Source organism: Daejeonella sp. AP26 (assembly GCF_056680515.1).
The window spans coordinates 4,233,204-4,251,119 of record NZ_CM155286.1 but is presented as its reverse complement, the minus strand read 5'-3'; the positions used below and the strand labels follow the sequence as shown (position 1 = coordinate 4,251,119).

General features: G+C 42.9%; 15 protein-coding genes. 1 reads left to right on the top strand and 14 read right to left on the bottom strand.

Annotation, left to right across the window (positions count from 1 at the left end; genetic code table 11):
- Nucleotides 1-257: 257 nt before the first annotated feature.
- Nucleotides 258-905 carry a hypothetical protein gene (locus AC1MCB_RS18135; RefSeq protein ID WP_479966131.1) on the bottom strand — a complete coding sequence of 216 codons (648 nt, stop codon included), beginning with the start codon at nt 903-905 and terminating at the stop codon, nt 258-260.
- 305 nt (nt 906-1,210) lie between these two features.
- Between AC1MCB_RS18135 and AC1MCB_RS18130 the strand changes: the two genes are divergently transcribed.
- Nucleotides 1,211-1,603 carry a GIY-YIG nuclease family protein gene (locus AC1MCB_RS18130; RefSeq protein ID WP_479966130.1) on the top strand — a complete coding sequence of 131 codons (393 nt, stop codon included), beginning with the start codon at nt 1,211-1,213 and terminating at the stop codon, nt 1,601-1,603.
- A 677-nt stretch (nt 1,604-2,280) separates the two neighbouring features.
- Here the strand turns inward: AC1MCB_RS18130 and AC1MCB_RS18125 are convergent.
- From AC1MCB_RS18125 to AC1MCB_RS18065, 13 genes are all read right to left on the bottom strand, one after another.
- Entirely contained in the window at nt 2,281-3,894 is a 1,614-nt protein-coding gene (locus tag AC1MCB_RS18125; RefSeq protein WP_479966129.1) for a capsule assembly Wzi family protein, read from the bottom strand.
- Between the two features lie 9 nt (nt 3,895-3,903).
- A complete protein-coding gene (locus AC1MCB_RS18120; RefSeq protein ID WP_479966128.1) occupies nt 3,904-5,601 on the bottom strand; it encodes a capsule assembly Wzi family protein in 1,698 nt (565 codons plus the stop codon).
- A 1-nt stretch (nt 5,602) separates the two neighbouring features.
- Nucleotides 5,603-6,220, bottom strand: a complete 618-nt coding sequence (locus tag AC1MCB_RS18115) for a hypothetical protein (RefSeq protein ID WP_479966127.1) — start codon at nt 6,218-6,220, stop codon at nt 5,603-5,605.
- A gap of 202 nt (nt 6,221-6,422) precedes the next feature.
- A complete protein-coding gene (locus tag AC1MCB_RS18110) occupies nt 6,423-8,369 on the bottom strand; it encodes a polysaccharide biosynthesis protein (RefSeq protein WP_479966126.1) in 1,947 nt (648 codons plus the stop codon).
- A 63-nt stretch (nt 8,370-8,432) separates the two neighbouring features.
- The gene (locus AC1MCB_RS18105; RefSeq protein WP_479966125.1) at nt 8,433-9,410 is read right to left on the bottom strand and encodes an MraY family glycosyltransferase; all 978 of its coding nucleotides are present in this window, start codon (nt 9,408-9,410) and stop codon (nt 8,433-8,435) included.
- Nucleotides 9,403-10,308: an NAD-dependent epimerase/dehydratase family protein gene (locus AC1MCB_RS18100; protein ID WP_479966124.1), complete on the bottom strand. Its 906-nt coding sequence runs from the start codon at nt 10,306-10,308 to the stop codon at nt 9,403-9,405. The genes AC1MCB_RS18105 and AC1MCB_RS18100 overlap by 8 nt, the downstream gene beginning before the upstream one ends.
- Complete coding sequence (locus tag AC1MCB_RS18095; protein ID WP_479966123.1) at nt 10,298-11,056, bottom strand: glycosyltransferase family 2 protein; 759 nt, start codon at nt 11,054-11,056, stop codon at nt 10,298-10,300. The genes AC1MCB_RS18100 and AC1MCB_RS18095 overlap by 11 nt, the downstream gene beginning before the upstream one ends.
- A 2-nt stretch (nt 11,057-11,058) precedes the next feature.
- Entirely contained in the window at nt 11,059-11,769 is a 711-nt protein-coding gene (locus AC1MCB_RS18090; protein WP_479966122.1) for a glycosyltransferase family 2 protein, read from the bottom strand.
- Nucleotides 11,762-12,949 carry a hypothetical protein gene (locus AC1MCB_RS18085; protein ID WP_479966121.1) on the bottom strand — a complete coding sequence of 396 codons (1,188 nt, stop codon included), beginning with the start codon at nt 12,947-12,949 and terminating at the stop codon, nt 11,762-11,764. The genes AC1MCB_RS18090 and AC1MCB_RS18085 overlap by 8 nt, the downstream gene beginning before the upstream one ends.
- A 90-nt stretch (nt 12,950-13,039) precedes the next feature.
- Entirely contained in the window at nt 13,040-14,002 is a 963-nt protein-coding gene (locus AC1MCB_RS18080; RefSeq protein WP_479966120.1) for a glycosyltransferase family 2 protein, read from the bottom strand.
- Nucleotides 13,999-14,934, bottom strand: a complete 936-nt coding sequence (locus tag AC1MCB_RS18075; protein ID WP_479966119.1) for a glycosyltransferase family 2 protein — start codon at nt 14,932-14,934, stop codon at nt 13,999-14,001. Before AC1MCB_RS18075 ends, AC1MCB_RS18080 begins: the two co-directional genes overlap by 4 nt.
- Nucleotides 14,935-14,942: 8 nt before the next feature.
- The gene (locus AC1MCB_RS18070) at nt 14,943-16,391 is read right to left on the bottom strand and encodes a capsular polysaccharide export protein, LipB/KpsS family (protein ID WP_479966118.1); all 1,449 of its coding nucleotides are present in this window, start codon (nt 16,389-16,391) and stop codon (nt 14,943-14,945) included.
- A 63-nt stretch (nt 16,392-16,454) separates the two neighbouring features.
- Nucleotides 16,455-17,912: a lipopolysaccharide biosynthesis protein gene (locus AC1MCB_RS18065; protein ID WP_479966117.1), complete on the bottom strand. Its 1,458-nt coding sequence runs from the start codon at nt 17,910-17,912 to the stop codon at nt 16,455-16,457.
- Nucleotides 17,913-17,916 lie beyond the last annotated feature (4 nt).

The following is a 17,916-nucleotide window of genomic DNA, read 5'->3' as shown; positions in this document are numbered from 1 at the left end:
ATTTCGACGATCCTTCTGAGGAGAAATCCCCCATACGGGCCGTGATATTTGAACCCTACCACAAAAACCCTGAACCGCATAACCCGTGATTTCAACAAACCTTCGTAGTAGGCACAAATCTCTATCCGTCATTTTCGACGATCCTTCTGAGGAGAAATCCCCCATACGGGCCGTGATATTGAACCTTACCACAAAAACCCTGAACCGCATAACCATGATTTCAACAAACCTTCGTAGTAGGCACAAATTTCTATCCGTCATTTCGACGATCCTTCTGAGGAGAAATCTCCCATACGGGCCGTGATATTGAACCTTACCACAAAAAACCTGAACCGCATAACCATGATTTCAACAAACCTTCGTAGTAGGCACAAATCTCTATCCGTCATTTCGACGATCCTTCTGAGGAGAAATCTCCCATACGGGCCGTGATATTGAACCTTACCACAAAAACCCTGAACCGCATAACCCATGATTTCAACAAACCTTCGTAGTAGGCAGAAATTTCTATCCGTCATTTCGACGATCCTTCTGAGGAGAAATCCCCCATACGGGCCGTGATATTGAACCTTACCACAAAAACCCTGAACCGCATAACCCATGATTTCAACAAACCTTCGTAGTAGGCAGAAATTTCTATCCGTCATTTCGACGATCCTTCTGAGGAGAAATCCCCCATACGGGCCGTGATATTGAACCTTACCACAAAAACCCTGAACCGCATAACCCATGATTTCAACAAACCTTCGTAGTAGGCAGAAATTTCTATCCGTCATTTCGACGATCCTTCTGAGGAGAAATCCCCCATACGGGCCGTGATATTGAACCTTACCACAAAAACCCTGAACCGCATAACCCATGATTTCAACAAACCTTCGTAGTAGGCAGAAATTTCTATCCGTCATTTCGACGATCCTTCTGAGGAGAAATCCCCCATACGGGCCGTGATATTTTAACCTTACCACAAAAACCCTTGCTCAAAAGGGTCGTGGAATCGATCAAGGGGAATTAAGGAATAAGAGGAGTTTTTTGAGGTGCGGTGATTTATCCTTCCAGGGGGTCGTCAATAAGGCGGCTAGACAGATTCATTGGTGAGATTGATGATTACGGCCTGTAAGGAGGATTTCTCCTCCCAAGGGGTCGTCGAAATGACGGGGGGGCTGTGGGGAAGGGCGATAGGACCGCTAAGATAGATTCATTGGTGAGATTAATGATTACGGTCCGGAGGGGGGATTTCTCCTCCAAGGGTCGTCGAAAGACGAGGGAACTGGTGTGGTATCAGAATATTAACTTATTTTCAATAATGGAAAGAGGTGGCTGCATCTACATTATGACCAATAAATGGAAGACTACCTTGTACATTGGGGTGACTTCGGATTTAAGAAGGCGAATCACTGAGCACCGGGAGCATTTTTATCCGGACAGCCTTACGGCAAGGTATAACCTGGAGGATTGCATTTACTATGAACAGTACGGTTCGATTGAAGAAGCTATTGCTCGTGAGAAGGAAGTCAAGAAATGGCGTAGGGAGAAAAAGGAAGTTTTGATTAATTCGACTAATCCACAATGGGTTGACTTATGGGGAGAGATTAAGGAGTGGTGAGGGGATAGCAGCTTGAGACTTCGTCACCATGATGCTGGCTACGAATTCATTGGTAAGGTTGATTATTTGTGGCCCGGAAGGGAGATGTCTCCTCGGAAGGGTCGTCGACATGACGGGTGGTATTGGGGGATAGATTGAGTTTTGTGGCCTGGAGTGGGGATGTCTCCTCGAAGGGTCGTCGACATGACGGGTGTATTAGTGACTATAGAAAATCAGTAGCCCGGAAGGAAGATTTCTCCTCCGAAGAGTCGTCGGAATGACGGGACTAGCGGGTGGCGACATGAGATGAAAATCTGTGAAAATCTTCTTAATCTGTGGTGCACCCACGGTTTTCTTTGGAGGGATTATTTACGGCCCGTAAGGGAGATTTCTCCTCCGAAGGGTCGTCGAAATGACGGAGCTGGCAGGTGGTGACATTACGGGGTAGGTATTGGGGAAATAGCTTGAGTTTACGGCCCGGATGGGGGATGTCTCCTCCCAAGAGGTCGTCGACATGACGAGGTAGGTATCGAGAATAGCCTCAGTTTACGGCCCGTATGGGGGATGTCTCCTCCCAAGAGGTCGTCGACATGACGAGGTAGGTATCGAGAATAGCCTCAGTTTACGGCCCGTATGGGGGATTTCTCCTCCGAAGGGTCGTCGAAATGACGGGGGGGGGGGGAATCTGTGAAATCTTCTTAAAATCGATACGTGAGTCCCAGCTCAGCATGTACATTGAAAAGATCATTTTCTGGGATATAGTAAGAATCAGGTGTAAAGTTCTTCATCTGCCACTGGTAATTAAGCGATTGGATGCCTTGCAGCTTCGCATTTAATAGCAGATGGTTGAAATCCCATGTACCGACGGCTGCAATGCCGAAGTCAACCCAACGGCGGCTCTGGCCATTGAAATCTTTGATGACTGCCTGGTAGTAATCATCGTCGTGGACATAGCGCTCGAACTGGATGCCTGCCTTCTTGATTCCTTTTACCCAGCTTACATCAAATGACTGCAGGTTGCCTCCCCTGCCGGTCCCGGCGCCAAGCACCTGGCCTTTGTGAGTAAACCCCCTCAATATCTGGCCATGCTCATACCATCCTCCGGCGTCCCTGACGACCCGATCCATTGATTGTGACATCTGGGTAATCTCCGCATTTATTTCGAGCATCTCATCCGACCTGTTAAGTTCAACTAACTTGCGAAGCCCAAAAAGGTAACTGCGTGAATGCTCGGGCGACATGATAAAATCCCTGAAATTATGCGAGTGATCATTTATACCGTATTCGAAATAAACCTCTGCCTTGGCTTTAGTGAATAACCACCGTGCGTAAGCTGATATGATCTGATCCTTGTTATCGAGACCGTTGCTATCATTCGTTGCATTTACCTTCTGAAAGGGCGCAAAGAGCGGGATGTAGTCGCTGAAATTATTAAGGCTTTGATTATAAGCCTGGAAACTGCGGCTTAAACCCAGGAATAAGCCCGATACGATTTTCGGCTGATAGCTAATGGAAAATGACGACAGGTACCGCCAGTCGTTATAGGTTGTGTCTGACTCTAAGGGACTGAAGCCGGAACCGTCAAGGCGGCCGCTGATCATCTGAAACTCAAAAGAACCTATCCAGGTTTTAATTGGCTTCACAGAATTTATCGTCAGGTGTTTGAAGCCAGGTGCATTATTACCCATCAGTAATGAGTTTCGTGTGCCGGGCCCCCACCATAGGTTCTCATTTGACAGGCCCATGGAAACTGGTCCGAACGTTAAGCGGACATTACTTTGTCCCCAGGATGCCTGGCTATAAGATGAGTTTCCGAAGCGAGGCGGCAGGTCGGGCTTTCCGTTATAAATATCTATAGCCTCGAAATCCTTGTTCTCGGCGAAAACGAATTCAGGTTTCAGCTGAATGCTTAAGAAGCCCAGCTTTGCAAAGATCCCCCCACTCACCAGGGTTTGGTAGCCGCGCCCGGGAATCATTGCACCGTCGTTCCAGCCATAGGCAACATTCGAATTATATTGCTGGTTCCAGGTAAGGGGTAAAATGCCGATTCCGCTTTTACCGTCTACGGATCTTAATCCGGTGTATGCGGTCCATTTGTTTAACTCGTTGCTGCTGCTGTCATCACTGAACGCCAAGCCCTGCGTTAAAGGACGAATGGTGAATGATACGGATGAGTCAAGCTGACCTGCAAGCTGCGCACGGCGGTATGCGTCTTCTACGGGCTGAATGGTGGTAGGGATGCTTTGAGCGAATGCGACCGATTGCAGCAATGTAACAGTCGTCAGGATAATTTTGGATAGTCTCGTTATCATCCTTAAAGATTAAAACCGGTAAGTAAAGCCGAGGTCGATGTTCAGGTTAAATCTGTCTTCCCCGTTTGTGAAATATTCACCGTTCGTTGTGTTCTCCAGGTACCACTGATAATTTAGCGACTGGAGTGCTTTTACATTGCTGTAAAAAAGAAAGTTTTTATGGTTCCACTCGGCTTTCCCGCCGATGCTCAGGTCCGTCCAGTGGCGGCGCCAATCCTTCGAATCAACATAGGCATAATAATAGAAATCATTGTTGTGGATATAGCGCTCCAGCTGAAGCCCAAAGCGCTTCAAGCCTTTGATCCAGTTTACATCGAGTGACTGCAGACTTCCTCCGGGACCTATACCGGCGCCGAGCACTTCGCCCCTATTGGTATAACCATGCCGAATATTCTTATTGAGATACCAGGAGTCGGCGTGCAAAACGCGGTCACGATTGGTGCCCTGCAGCTGCGTTACTTCGAGATTCACTTCAATGTTCTCACCGGGCCGACGGTTGAGATTGAATAATTTAGTCAATCCAAATAAATACGCTCTCGAGTTTTCCGGCTCGAGGAAGTTGTTGCGGGGGGTATTGAGATGATTGTTTCTGCCATATTCAAAATAAACCTCTGCCTGCTCTTCAAACCACACCCAGCGGGCGAAAAGTGAGCTGTATTGATCACGCCGGTTGGCTCCTTCATCGGCCTGTGATTTTTCGGAAACCCCGAAGACAGGCAGATATTCTCCTATACCCTTGCCTATATTGCTACTGTAATTCTGCATACTGCGGGTATGCCCGAGGAAAAGACCCGGAATCCACTTAGGCTGCCAGGTAAAAGCCAGGCCCGAGAGATACCGCCAGTCGTCAGGCTTTGCCAGTGTTAACGGGGAGCCGAAGAATTCCCGTCCGGGAGTTAAGGGATCAAAGCCCGAACCTTCCAACCGGCCGGCAACTAACTGCCCCTCTATGGTACCCAGGGGAGTTTTAACCGGTCTGGTAGTATTTAGGGTGAGGTGTTTAAAGCCCGGGGCGGTATTGCTCATGAGCAGGGAATTGCGCTTGCCGGGTCCCCACCAAAGATTTTCGCTGGACAGGCCGAACGATATTGGATCAAAGTTCAGCCGTACGCTGCTTTGCCCCCAAAATATTTGTGCATAAGGATCTGAACCGAAGCGCTCCGGGAGATCCGTGTAATTATAATGATCGTAATATCGCGCCCAGATAACTTCGTAATGCTTCGTAGGGAACCCCTTAAAGGCATCATTGCTTGCCAGAACGACTTCGGGCTTTAGCTGAACGCTGAGCGGGCCATATTCGACATACACACCGCCGCTGATCACCGTCTGCAGACCTTTTGCAGGAATCATAGCACCATCATTCCAGCCATAAGGATGGTCAGTATTTATCCTTGCCTTTACCTCTAGTGGCAACAGACGTGTGATTCCCTTACTATCAACCCAGGGAATAGTTGCAGGACTGTTTAAGAAGTTATTTACCCTTTGCCCGGAATCAGGATAGCTAAGTTGCTGAAAACTCAGATTTGATACCCTGGCAAGCGGGCGGATGGTAAAAGAGATGCTTGAATCCAGTTTTGAAGAAAGCTGAGCTCTGCGGTAGTGGTCTTCCAGCATGGTGCTGCCTACGGGTAATGACTGGCTGTACGCAACAGGCAAACTGCCAAACAGGAATAACAGCAATGAAAGTTTTGATATCAGCCGGTTCAAGTTAATCAAGTTTTATGGTTTTAATGACCAGGTTATCTACCGACCAGCTTTCATCGCAGGTCTGTTCGACTACATTGCTCTGAATCAGCTCGTCAAGGCAGCGCAGGGAGAACGTAGAGCCGCTGTGGCGCACCTGTTTGACGATCTTATACATGGAGGTCCCGCGGGGATTGTCGGCCCACAGGCATACACCAGGAAGCGCCGGATTAGATGCTCCTGTTTTCGTTCGCTGGTTGCTGTTTAAATAATTAAAAGGGTACGACTGCGGAAAGCAGAGGTAAGGGCATTCTTTATTGGAAAAAGTGGTTCTAATAAAATCAACGCCTTCTATTTCCAGCTTCCATATATCGGGGCCATCAGGGCTTTTGTCGTTGCCGTCCCACGAATCATGAATGTAAAGATCAAAGGAAATTTCTACCAGGTCATGCTTGGAAAGTTGGGAGAGCTGAAGGCCAAACCCACCTTTATTATACCGCCCCAGTACCATGGTATTATTGTAGGAAGTGATCTGTCCTCCGGAGATATTACTGAGATCACTATTCTCGAAATCGTTGGAATAAACTGTTACCTGCTCCTGCGGACCTTTCCGGCAGGCTGAGATGGTCAATAAAATGCACATGAATAACGCAAGCCTGTACGCGGACCGCAAATAATGGGTGCAAAAAAGTTCCATGGCGACAAAGATGCGGAAAAAGAATGTGCAAATAATGCAGATGGGCAAATTAGCAAATTTGGAAATTAGCAGATGTGCAAATGGAAATCTCGGGCCACAGATACCTCATTGACTAATTACCCCACTATCTAATTTGCTAATTTACTAATTAAACACTCGCTGTCTTCCCGTCCAGTTCTTCGTAAATAGAGTTGTTACTTTTGTACTCAGGTACAATTTCTTTCATCTTGATGACCACCTGGAGGTCTTTGTATTCACAGCTTAGTTTGATCAGTTCATCAATATGCTTATCGATCATTTCGAAATCATACTCCCGCACCTGGGCGACCATGATCTTGTCGTGATGGGTAGGGATGGTATTTTCGAGGTCATTGAGTAGTTCTTCGTAAAGCTTTTCACCAGGGCGCAGACCGGAAAACTCGATGGCAATATCCTGGTTTGGAATTAAGCCAGATAAGCGGATCATCTTTTTGGCTAACTCAACAATCTTCACCGATTTCCCCATATCAAAGATAAAGATCTCTCCGCCTTCTCCCATCGACCCCGCTTCGAGAACAAGGCGGCAGGCTTCGGGGATGGTCATGAAATAACGGGTAATATCGGGGTGGGTCACTGTTATTGGTCCGCCCTTTTGAATCTGTGCTTTAAATCGGGGTATCACCGAGCCGTTTGAGCCCAGTACGTTACCAAAGCGGGTGGTAATAAATTTAGTTACTGCTTTACCTGTGTTCCCATTTAAATGCGAGAGGCCGTTGGTATAGGTAACTCCACTTTGTTTTTTAAAGGAGTTATATAGGGATTGAACATAGATTTCTGCCACACGTTTGGAGGCTCCCATCACGTTGGTTGGATTTACCGCCTTATCTGTTGAGATCATTACAAACTTCTGAACGCCATATTTAACGGCGAGGTCAGCAATGATTCTGGTACCCATCACATTAGTACGAATTGCCTCTGCGGGGTTATGTTCCATCAAAGGGACATGCTTATAGGCCGCAGCATGATAAACGTAGTGTGGTTTGAAGGTTTTAAAAAGCATCTCCATGCGGCAACTGTCGCGGACATCGCCAATAAAAGAATGGAAATTATTGGACATGTTGTTTTCCTGCAATTCCAGTTGCATGTCGTGCAGTGGCGATTCAGACTGATCATTAAGAATGATCATCTGCGGATGAAATCGGGATACCTGCCTGACAATTTCACTGCCTATGGAACCTGCAGCCCCTGTTACCAGTACACGTTTGCCCTGAAGTTGTCCGCTGATCACATCGTTCTGTATAACAATGCCCTCGCGTTCCAGTAAATCTTCAATGCGGATATTTTGGATCTGGCGGGTGTTGATCTGGCCATTGATCCAGCTTTCTACCGGTGGAAGGATCAGGGTCTTGATATCATGTTCGAGACAAAGATCCACGATCATGTTTTTCTTTTCGGGAAGTAACTCCTGATCGGCAATGATCAGGTCGTCTATTTTTTCGATCAGCAGAAGGTTAGACAACTCAGTGATATGATAGATCTTCACGCCGTCAATAACCTTTCCTTTTTTGCGCTCTTCGTCGTCGATAAAAGCAACAACGTTCATGTTCACCTTCCGATCATGGTCAAGGGTCCGCTTGGCTGCCAAACCTACCTCCCCGGCTCCATAAATTATAACCCTTCTTTTGTCTATCTTCAGGTTTTTGACATAGATGAAAAAGTATTTTACCATTACCCGATACGTAATGAGAAGCAAGAAACATGTCAATCCGTTGATGATTAAAACCGTATTAGGTATCACCCCATGTTTTCCCATGGACACCATAATCAGGTTAGCCACAAAAAAGATCAGATTACTGATAACTATAGCAAATAGAATACGAAAGGAGTCTTGCGCGCTGGTGTAGCGGATAATGCCTGCGTAGGTTTTAATACTATAAAATACGAGTGAACTGATGACCGCCATGATAAGCAGGTTACGGCTCAGCTCGCTCATGGCGATCTGATCAGCATCGAAGTTGAACCGAATAAAGTAGGCGAAACAAAGTGAGAAAACAGTGCAACTCAGATCTAATGAAAAGATAATCCAGCGGGGTACTATATTTATTCGGCTAAACAAAATATCCTGATTTAATTAGAATAAAAATACGTTAATAGGAGCAAAAAAAAATATAATATTTACTCATGCAGTTACAGAATAAGAATTATCCTTTGTTCTGGCAATTGCGTACAACAAAGAAAGAGCCAAAAGCAAAGCGATTGCAAAACCGATTTCAAAAAGCAAACCGTAGTTCAGCTGGATGATATAAATCACCAGGATGTTAACAGCAACCTGTAATAAGGCATAGGTAAGGGCTACGATGCGGTGTGAGATTCGCCGCTCGTTGCTTAATATCTGATAGGTATGAGAGCGGTGCGCTTCGAAGATGTTTTCGCGGTTGAATAGCCTGAGGAAGATGGTTAGCACTGTATCTACACCATACACTCCGAGCAGCAAAACATACAAAAACTCGTTAGTTTTTAGCATGAGCATCACGAGGGCGAAAATAACGATAAAGGCCATTGAAACGCTCCCAACATCGCCAGCAAAGCAGCGGGCTTTATGTCTGAAGTTAAAGTACAGGAATACCACCAGGGCAAGTGAGGTGATGATCAAAATATTACTGTTAATAAATTCAATAGACTGGTTTAGCCAAAGGAGTGTTAAAACGATCGCCAAACTATATATCCCGGTAATTCCGTTGATTCCATCCATGAAATTATAAGCATTTATTGTTCCGATAACCAGGATATAGCCCACAATGATTATCCATACTGGAAACTGAAACAACTGCAGTTCGAAGAAAAGGAAGGTTACGGCCATAAGGTGGAACACAATGCGAAGCTTGCTTGATGCAGTATTTACATCATCCCAAAAACTTATGAAGCTGATACACAATAGACCCAGCAGGAAATTCGGATATTCGAAACCTGCATACCAGGCGTAACAAACAACTGCTACCGGGAAAATGATTCCACCACCGCGCAAAGTAACAACTGAGTGAGAACTACGTTCATTCGGGTGGTCAATTATATTATACTTGTCTGCTATGTAGAAGTAAAGCAGCTCCATTAGCAAAAAAGCGACGGCTAAAAGAATATATATTAACGGATCAAGCATTTTTGAAGGCCCTTGCAGTTAACAAAATTCCATCCCGGGCGGATAAAGGTAAGTCCTTATTTAAAGCTAATTTAATTTTTTGAGTATTTACAACATAATTTTCCGTGAGCTTCTGCAAGCGTTCGGAGGTTAAAGGAAGACGAATCTTATCTCCAACTTGGGCTAAAGCTTTAATTAACGATGCCGGGATTTTCAATAGTCGCGGGCTTTTGCCAATTGCCTGGCTAAGTATTCTTATCAGATCATTAGTAGAAAGCGGTTCATGGTCGGCCACGTGATATACGCCCCCGGAAATGTCATCCCGCAATAGAATCTCCCGGATAATGAAGCATAGATTTTCTACGCTGAGAAAAGATCGCCGGTTATGAAAGGCCGCCAACGGATATGGTATTCCTTTGGCTACTAACTGGTAAAGGAGGTTCAGGTTTCCTTTATTACCCGGGCCATGGATCATAGAGGGCCTTAAAATATAATATGATTTGCCTGCCGGCAAGGGCTGACTTCGGATGTACTCCTCGGCCATTAGTTTGGATTTTCCGTAGTGAGTTTGTGGGTTTGGAACTACATCTTCTGTTAAGACACCGTCTACCCTGTCTGCCACCGCTTTTACTGAGCTTATGAAGATGAATTTTTTAGCATCTGATTCGAGGAAAACATCATAGAGCTGTTTGGTCAGCTCGAAATTTATCTGGTAATATTCTTCCGGCTGAGATGTTTTTTTGAGGTCGTGAGCTTTGCCGGCCAGGTGGATTATACAATCGGTATCTTCTGCAATACCAGTATCCCACTTGCCACGCAAGCATAGTTTGGATATATTTTGAATGTCAGCCTCTAAATAAGCCCGCAGATTTGTACCAACAAACCCGGTTGCTCCAGTCAGCAGAATTTTACTTATCAAATTTTTTGAATATAAAGCCCCACCACTTAATTAAATATTTTGAATACACCATCAATTGATTTGTATAAATACCATTGCTACGACAAGAACGTATAATTTCCTTATTCAGCAAAACCAAACTCTGAACACCAGAGGTACTGGCTCCGCCCACCCGCATTTTTACCCAAAGGTCGTCGATATATTTGAAACGTATCCTTTCTTTAAGAAAAATTCGCAGCATGAACTCAAAGTCACCCGCAATTTTCAGGTCCGGCCGATAAAGGCCGTGAGAATTAAAAACATCCTTCTTTACATATAAGGTTGGGTGCGCAGGTTGAAAGCCAAACTTAAACATCCAAGGCTTAAAAAATTTGGAGGAGTAGTACCTTAAGGTTTTGCCCGGGTTTACTCTATCAATGAAAGAGACGTCGGCGAACACCGCATCAAGCTGCTCATTTTCCTGGAATTCCTGAACGATTCGGGCAAGCACATTTTTATGGTTAAAGAAATCGTCGGAATTCAGAATGCCAACGAGATCACCGGTGGCCATTTTAATACCCTTATTGATAGCATCGTAAATGCCGTTATCCGGTTCGGAAACATATTGAATACCGGTAAAGGATCTTACGATCTTCAAAGTGCTATCACTGGAATTACCATCTATGATGATGTACTCCACATCCTGGTAGGTTTGCTCTAATACAGATGAGATACACTGATGTATAAATTGTTCAGAGTTATAGGTAACAGTAATTACAGTAACTTTCATACTTATCTAAACATCAGAGCAGGAACATATTTGAGAATATTCAGCCTGAATTTTAACTTAGTTATCAGACCGAGATTACTTATCACATCAGAAGCAATGGATACATTATTGTCATGCTTACGGTAATTGGTTAGCGTTTCATTCAAAAAGACAGGTTTATAGAATAGGTCACCTATAAATCCCAGCCAAATGTCGTGCATTGGAATGTCTTTTGGGAATGGCAAGGCTTTCTTTAATATTTGCCTCTTAAATGCCATACAGCATCCAAAGTAAGTATTCTTTCGAAGGTTCCGCAGAATCCCGGGACGGGATTTCACCAGTGCAAAATAAGAATCCAGAATTACCTTATTATCATCATTTATAAAACAGCAATCGCAGACAACCATATCTGCATGTGCCATTGCGTCAACCATTTTTTTAACCTTTTGATCGGCCCAAATATCGTCTTGGTCGGATAAAAAGATGATGTCTCCCTGCGCATGCTTTAAAGCATTTTCAAAGTTAAGAATGGGATTACGGAAGGTCTGATTTGCAAAGATCTTAATTCGCTTGTCATTGAAGGACCTGACTATTGAAAGAGTGCCGTCTGTAGAGGAGTCATCGGATATGATAACCTCGTCAGCAGGACCCAATTGATCTAATATTGAATCAAGTTGTTCGTGGATGTACTTTTCTCCATTATATGTAGCTATACATACTGAAATCTTATGCATGAAGGCGTTTTTTTAGTAAGTAAATGGCCAGGCAGTGTAACACAACTGCCTGTGGGGCGAATAATAAGGGATTCCCAATCGAAGGCAGCAAATAGCACATTGCTCCAATTGCGACGGAAGAGTACATTACCTGGTGGCCGATAAATAAATTCTTTAATGCCCGGACAATGGTCACAACATACAAAGCAATGGCGACAATTGAAAATACACCAAACTTATGGATCAAACTAAGATATGAGAGCTCAAAACCATAAGGCTTGTCCTCATTTCTAAAGTACCCGGGAATTACAGATCCTAAACCTTTACCCCAAAATGTGAGGTCATCAATCAAATAAACAAACTGCTCGTATCTAAGCAGATTAGCATCGTCGTCACTATCAACGATGGAGGTAATAATATTAAAGTACCCAAACGAAAGCAATGTTATAACTAAAATGAAGATCAACACCAGGAAAATGATAATATTCCGGTTAACTCTGCCCTCGGATAAGCCTTTGCTGTACAAGCCTATAGGTAAAATAAATAGCAAAAAGATATATCCCAGCATAAACCCTTTTGAAGCGGTAAAAAATACCAGGCATAAAGTGAACGCTAGAACACATGCAATTACCCAAAACCTATTACCAACTTTATGACTGCGTAATTCTTCGGCAAGCGTATTTCTTGATGATAAAAACACGGCTAAGTATAAAGCGAGGGCCGGGTACAGAGTCATCTGGCTCACAAAATATATCCTTCGCTGACCTGTGCTCGAACCGCTCACAAAATCCCCCAGCAATAAACTGATAGGGCCTGAAGAAATACCAAGTACATTAAAACTGTATAAAAGAATGGTGATCAGGCAAATTGAGAAGGATGACCAGACTAATAATTTGAAGATCAACCTCTTTGGAATTTGATATTGTATAATAATGTAATAGAGGAAATACAAGACCATCCCCGCATTGTTGGCCACTATATATTCAATCCTGTTTCCCTTTAGTAGTCCTAACACCAGGCCATATATCCAGAGCAGTATGAAACCTAAAGGGATGGAATCCTCGAAAGAGAGCTCTTTGAATATAGATCCCTTCCTAACAATGTAGAAAAAGGTCAAAAGAATTATAAGTACAAAGAAGAGATAATTGTAAACTGTTCCGGTATTTATACCAATAGATAGAAATAGTAAAATTAAAATCAAGGAACTGAACTTTATTACCATCAGAGAAACTACACTTGATTAGAAATTTGATTGATACAACAGCGGGCATTCAAAAATACTCTCACTTTTTTAATTAATTGAAAAATAGCGTGTTGACAATTTAAACCGTATAAACCGCAGAAGATCCGCCGTTGCTATCTCTACCTTTTGGGAGGTCGATAAATTAATTGAGCTTTTAAAGAATTTCAAAAAACTGTTGTAATTACCCGACCGCATCTGTGCCTTAAAAGCATGAAGCGAATTTAAGGTGTGCAGAGACGTCAGCTGCTCAGGAGAGATAAGATAAGTATGATGTCCATTCAGCCAGTAGGTAAGTAATTTTCTGATCCCTGACTCGTTATCAGCCATTCTCACAAGGTTTTTACTTAGACTTTGTTTTTGGACCCGTATAAACGTCGCGCAATTCTCGTCTTCCAGATAAAAAAAGCTAAAACCGTTTAATGCACATCTGAGCCAATATTCCCAATCTTCCATACACGGCAGGCTTTCGTCAAAACCAACCAGCTGATCGATTACGCGGCGGCGCATGCAGGGGGAACTTACAGGCATTATATTACCGCTGACGATCTCCTTCAATGCTTCATAGCCCCTGCCCGATATCTTTGGCATCCAGGGTCGCTGATCAAGGGAACTTCTTTTATAGAACTCTTGCGGCCGGTCATGGGCAAAATACAATGCAGAAGAATAACTGATATCAATATCATCAGACTGGCTGAAATGATCGATGTGAGCTTTGATCTTTTCCTTAGATATCAGATCATCAGCATCCAGAAATATAATAAAGTCTCCGAGAGCATTCTTAATCCCGGTATTTCTTGCTGAAGACAGGCCTGAATTAGTTTGATATACATATCGAAACCTGTGATCCCTTTGCTGATAGCCTAAAGTTACTTCCCTGGTATTATCCGCTGACCCATCATCGATAATAACTGCCTCCCAATTCTGATAGCTCTGACTTAATATGCTATCGAGAGTATATGGCAATAAATGTCCATAATTATAACAGGGGACTATAATACTTACCAGGTTCAAACTATTGCTTTTTTAGTTATGTTTCTTCTACCGATCATACTCTTGACTAACATCTTTAAGAATTTCATCTTGATATAACCGGGTAAATAGGTTAACTGCGGATCATTACAGATATTAATCTGATGAATTAAATCGCGGGTCCATTTCCAGGCATCAATCATCGAACAGTTGATTGGAGCGCCACACTTAAGGCATTGATAGTAAAATGAGAATTGATCTTCGGTGACTTTCAGGCCTATCTCATCAAGCTGATTTTTCAAGATCAGCCTTTCACTAACCTCTCTTCTATCTGCCTGAGTTTTAGAGATGTTGGAATTATGTACCCGATAATCAATGAGTGATTCCTGCAAGTTCCAGACCTTCGTTATTTTTGAGACTCTTATCCAAAGATCATAATCTTCACAGGGTGGGTATTCCAGTTTATAATTGAGTGTTTTTGCAAGTGTCTTTCGCATCATGATGGCTGATTGCGAAAAATAATTGTCAAGGAATAAGATTCCCGGAATTTCGTGCGGCTTAGCTTTGTACTTCATTGTGTTGTTCAAACTAATACCGTCGCTGTTTATTAAACTTATCCAACTGCCAATCATTCCATAGTCCTGATTCGCTGTTAGAAAGCTGACCTGCTTTGTTAAACGGTCAGGCCGGGCCAGGTCATCGCTATCTAATATGGCAATGAAATCTCCGTGGGCCAGGTCAAAGAGCTTATTCCGGGTTACTGCAAGTCCACAATTAGTTTCATTATGGAAAAGCTTTATTCTCTTATCATTAAATGTGTTAACAATCTCAACACTTTTATCTGAAGACCCATCATTGATAATTATCAGTTCCCAGTTATTATATGTCTGATCAATTATACTTTGAATCGACTGGGCAATATATCCTTCAGAATTATATGCCGGCATAACAACAGAAACCAGTGGTTCATCCATAGGTTGGGTCAGGCGCTTTTTAATTGCTTCTTAAGTATGTGAATATTTGTAGCAACGTCATTTAACAGATTGTAAAGATATCCCGGTTTTATATATTTTCCCATGAAGCTACCGGAAGTAACGGATTCCGGCTTATAATATTTGAATGGCCTGCCATATGATAATTGCCAATAACCGTATTTTAAGGAATCAGCCTTGTCCAGGATTGGAAGATCTGTGTTAAGCAGTAGCTCAATGGTTTCTTTGTGACTTTTTGGCTTGTGGAAGCAGTTTAAACCCTCCGCGAAGGATCTTCCGGCGAGGATAACAATTTTATTCCAAAAAGCCGCCTCTACCCCCATTGTCGAAGTAAATACCAAAACCTTATCAGCAGCTTTAAGTAATGCATACGAATCAACAACTTCCTCTGCACGGATCAGATGTAGATTTGGGTACCGGGCATCAAACTCTTCCAACTGCCGTATCTGGCTGTTATTTAAGTTCTTTAAATTTGGATGTATCCTGACGAAAACTTGCGTGTCGCTGGTTTCTAACAAATCCTTGCAGATCCGGTCAATGCCATCATTGTCATTTTCGTAAATGGGATTATCAAAGCCTGCTATTCCTTCATACTCGTCCATAGATGAATTATAGATCACAATATTGGATTTGCTTTCGTCCCACGCCGCAGGTAACAGTCCCTTTTCCTGTTTATCGGTAAATGAATACCAGGATTGTTCCAGCCCCTTTTGACGGTCAAGAAAGAAGCGCTTGCCAATTTCCTCTCTATCGTTTTCCGCACTATCCCATAAGTCATTTATTTCCTTAAAGGCTGATTCAATGGAATGGGGAATAGCGTTCTCCCGGAAAAGATAGCGGTCCAGCTTCCCGGCTCGTTCATGAGTATAATAGTCGATGCCTTTTATTTCACATAAACGTAACAGAGGCCTGTTTTCAACAAACCGACCGTTAAAAATAATTACCTTATCGGGATTGACCTCGTCAAGGATCTTCTGTCCGGTCTCAAAAACAAAGATCGCTGTCCTGATTGCCCTTTCAATTAATTCCTTGTTTTCGAAGGTGTCCATCTTGTGATCCCGAACAAAGGATATAAGCGATGAAGCAGCAGCTAAGCCTACATCGATACCTTTATACTCATACCTCTTCAGCTCTGAAAGATCTTTAAACACGGGAATTTCAGGAAACCTGACATCCATTTGCGGATAAATGAGACTATGGACTCTGTCCTTGTTTGCGCCGGAAACCTCCTTCAAAAGCGTGATTCCATTTTTGATGCGCGATTCACCTTGCCAGGAGATCAATTTTCTGTTAAGGGGATTTGCAAAAGAGTATTCGAAGACATCATTACCAAGCAAAAAATAGACATCATGCCCCTTTTGTACGTAATCAAATGCAAGTTCTAATTCAGTTTCTAAATGCGGCGCATAAGAATAGCAGCTCTGTATTAGTATTTTCATAGGCGACAAATGTAAACATAATCTTTTTTTATGTACAGATTAGGTTAGATGGATGGTTACCGGCTAATTGGGCAGGTTCCTGCGAAGCTGTGCTATTAACCCCGGAAAAAGTTTTAGAAGGGAAAAAGTTAATATCGAAAGTATCCCCAGGGTTACAAATAACTTTGTTGTGATATTCAAATCTTTAGTTAAAAACGCGGCAACAAAAAGCGCAAGATTAATCATCATGAAATAAAAACAAAGTTTAGTTACATTGATATACCGGTTTAGAAATTCCCGGTTCTCCTTATTGAATATACCTGCTATCCCAAATATCATATACGATAGGTAGGTAGTTCCAAGGGCACCCCAGATACCGAACAAAGGTATCGCGATTAAGTTACCAGCAATATTCACCGCAGAAGCTGTTAACGATATCTTAGAAATTGAAAATGTTTTTCCCTTTATAGAAAGCGGATAGGTAAAAAAGGTGTACACACTCCAGTACATGTATGAAGAAATAACAACAATCGTAACCGGATAAGACATTCTTAGTTCAGGATTTCTGAAAAGAAAGAAAAATATCTCCCTGGTCCATAGACTACCGGCAAACAAAAACAACGAAATAGAAAGAGGTACAATGATCATTAGCTTCCTGATAAATATCCTATGATATTCCTCTGTTCCCCGAAAGCCTTCTTGTAAGTTCTTTGATAATGCCTGAAAAATTCCGCCAATAATAATGCTTGACTGAGAACCGAAATTATAACCCTGGCTGTAGAAGCCCAATTGTGAAACCGGGATCTTAAAGTATTGGAGCAGCAGCCTGTCTGATGACCCCAGGATATATAGAGAGAGCTGATGCGGGGTTAGGGGTAATCCAATACGGATGGCCTTTTTCCAAAACCTCTTTTTGATATTAAATACCGGAAAGATCTTTTCACGAAAAAATAAGGTTCTAACATAGCAGAGACACTTTATAAGCGCTGTAACCGGAAGGCTAATGATCCATCCCAAATAACCCAAACCGAAATACCTTATACAGACAAAAGTCACCACGACACCGATTAATCCGCTTAGAGCAGAGCCGTATGCGAAGGGGAGGGATTTCTCTTTCAAGACAAAATAACTGACAGCTATGGTGTCAAGAGGCGAGAGAACTAAAAAGACAGTAATCAGGAAGCCAACCAATAACCATGAATCCTTTAATTCAGATTGCAGAGTGAAATACAGAATCAGAAAGAATATCACACTAGATAAAATAGCGCCTATGGTCATGATGCCGAAGCACCTTTGCCAAACCAGGAAGAACTTATTTTTATAGTCGAAGTATGAGTTTTGAAGGATCACATTCTGGCCCAGAATAAGAGCGATCTGAAATATGGAAACATACGCGAGAATCAAACCATATAAACCATAATCTTCCAGGGTTAGAAATGGCGAGATTAAAGGAAGGATTATGATCGAAGCAAGTACAGAGACCTTCGGTAAAAAAATATAGATTAATGAATCTGCTATGAATTTCTTTTTAGAAACTTTCATCTAC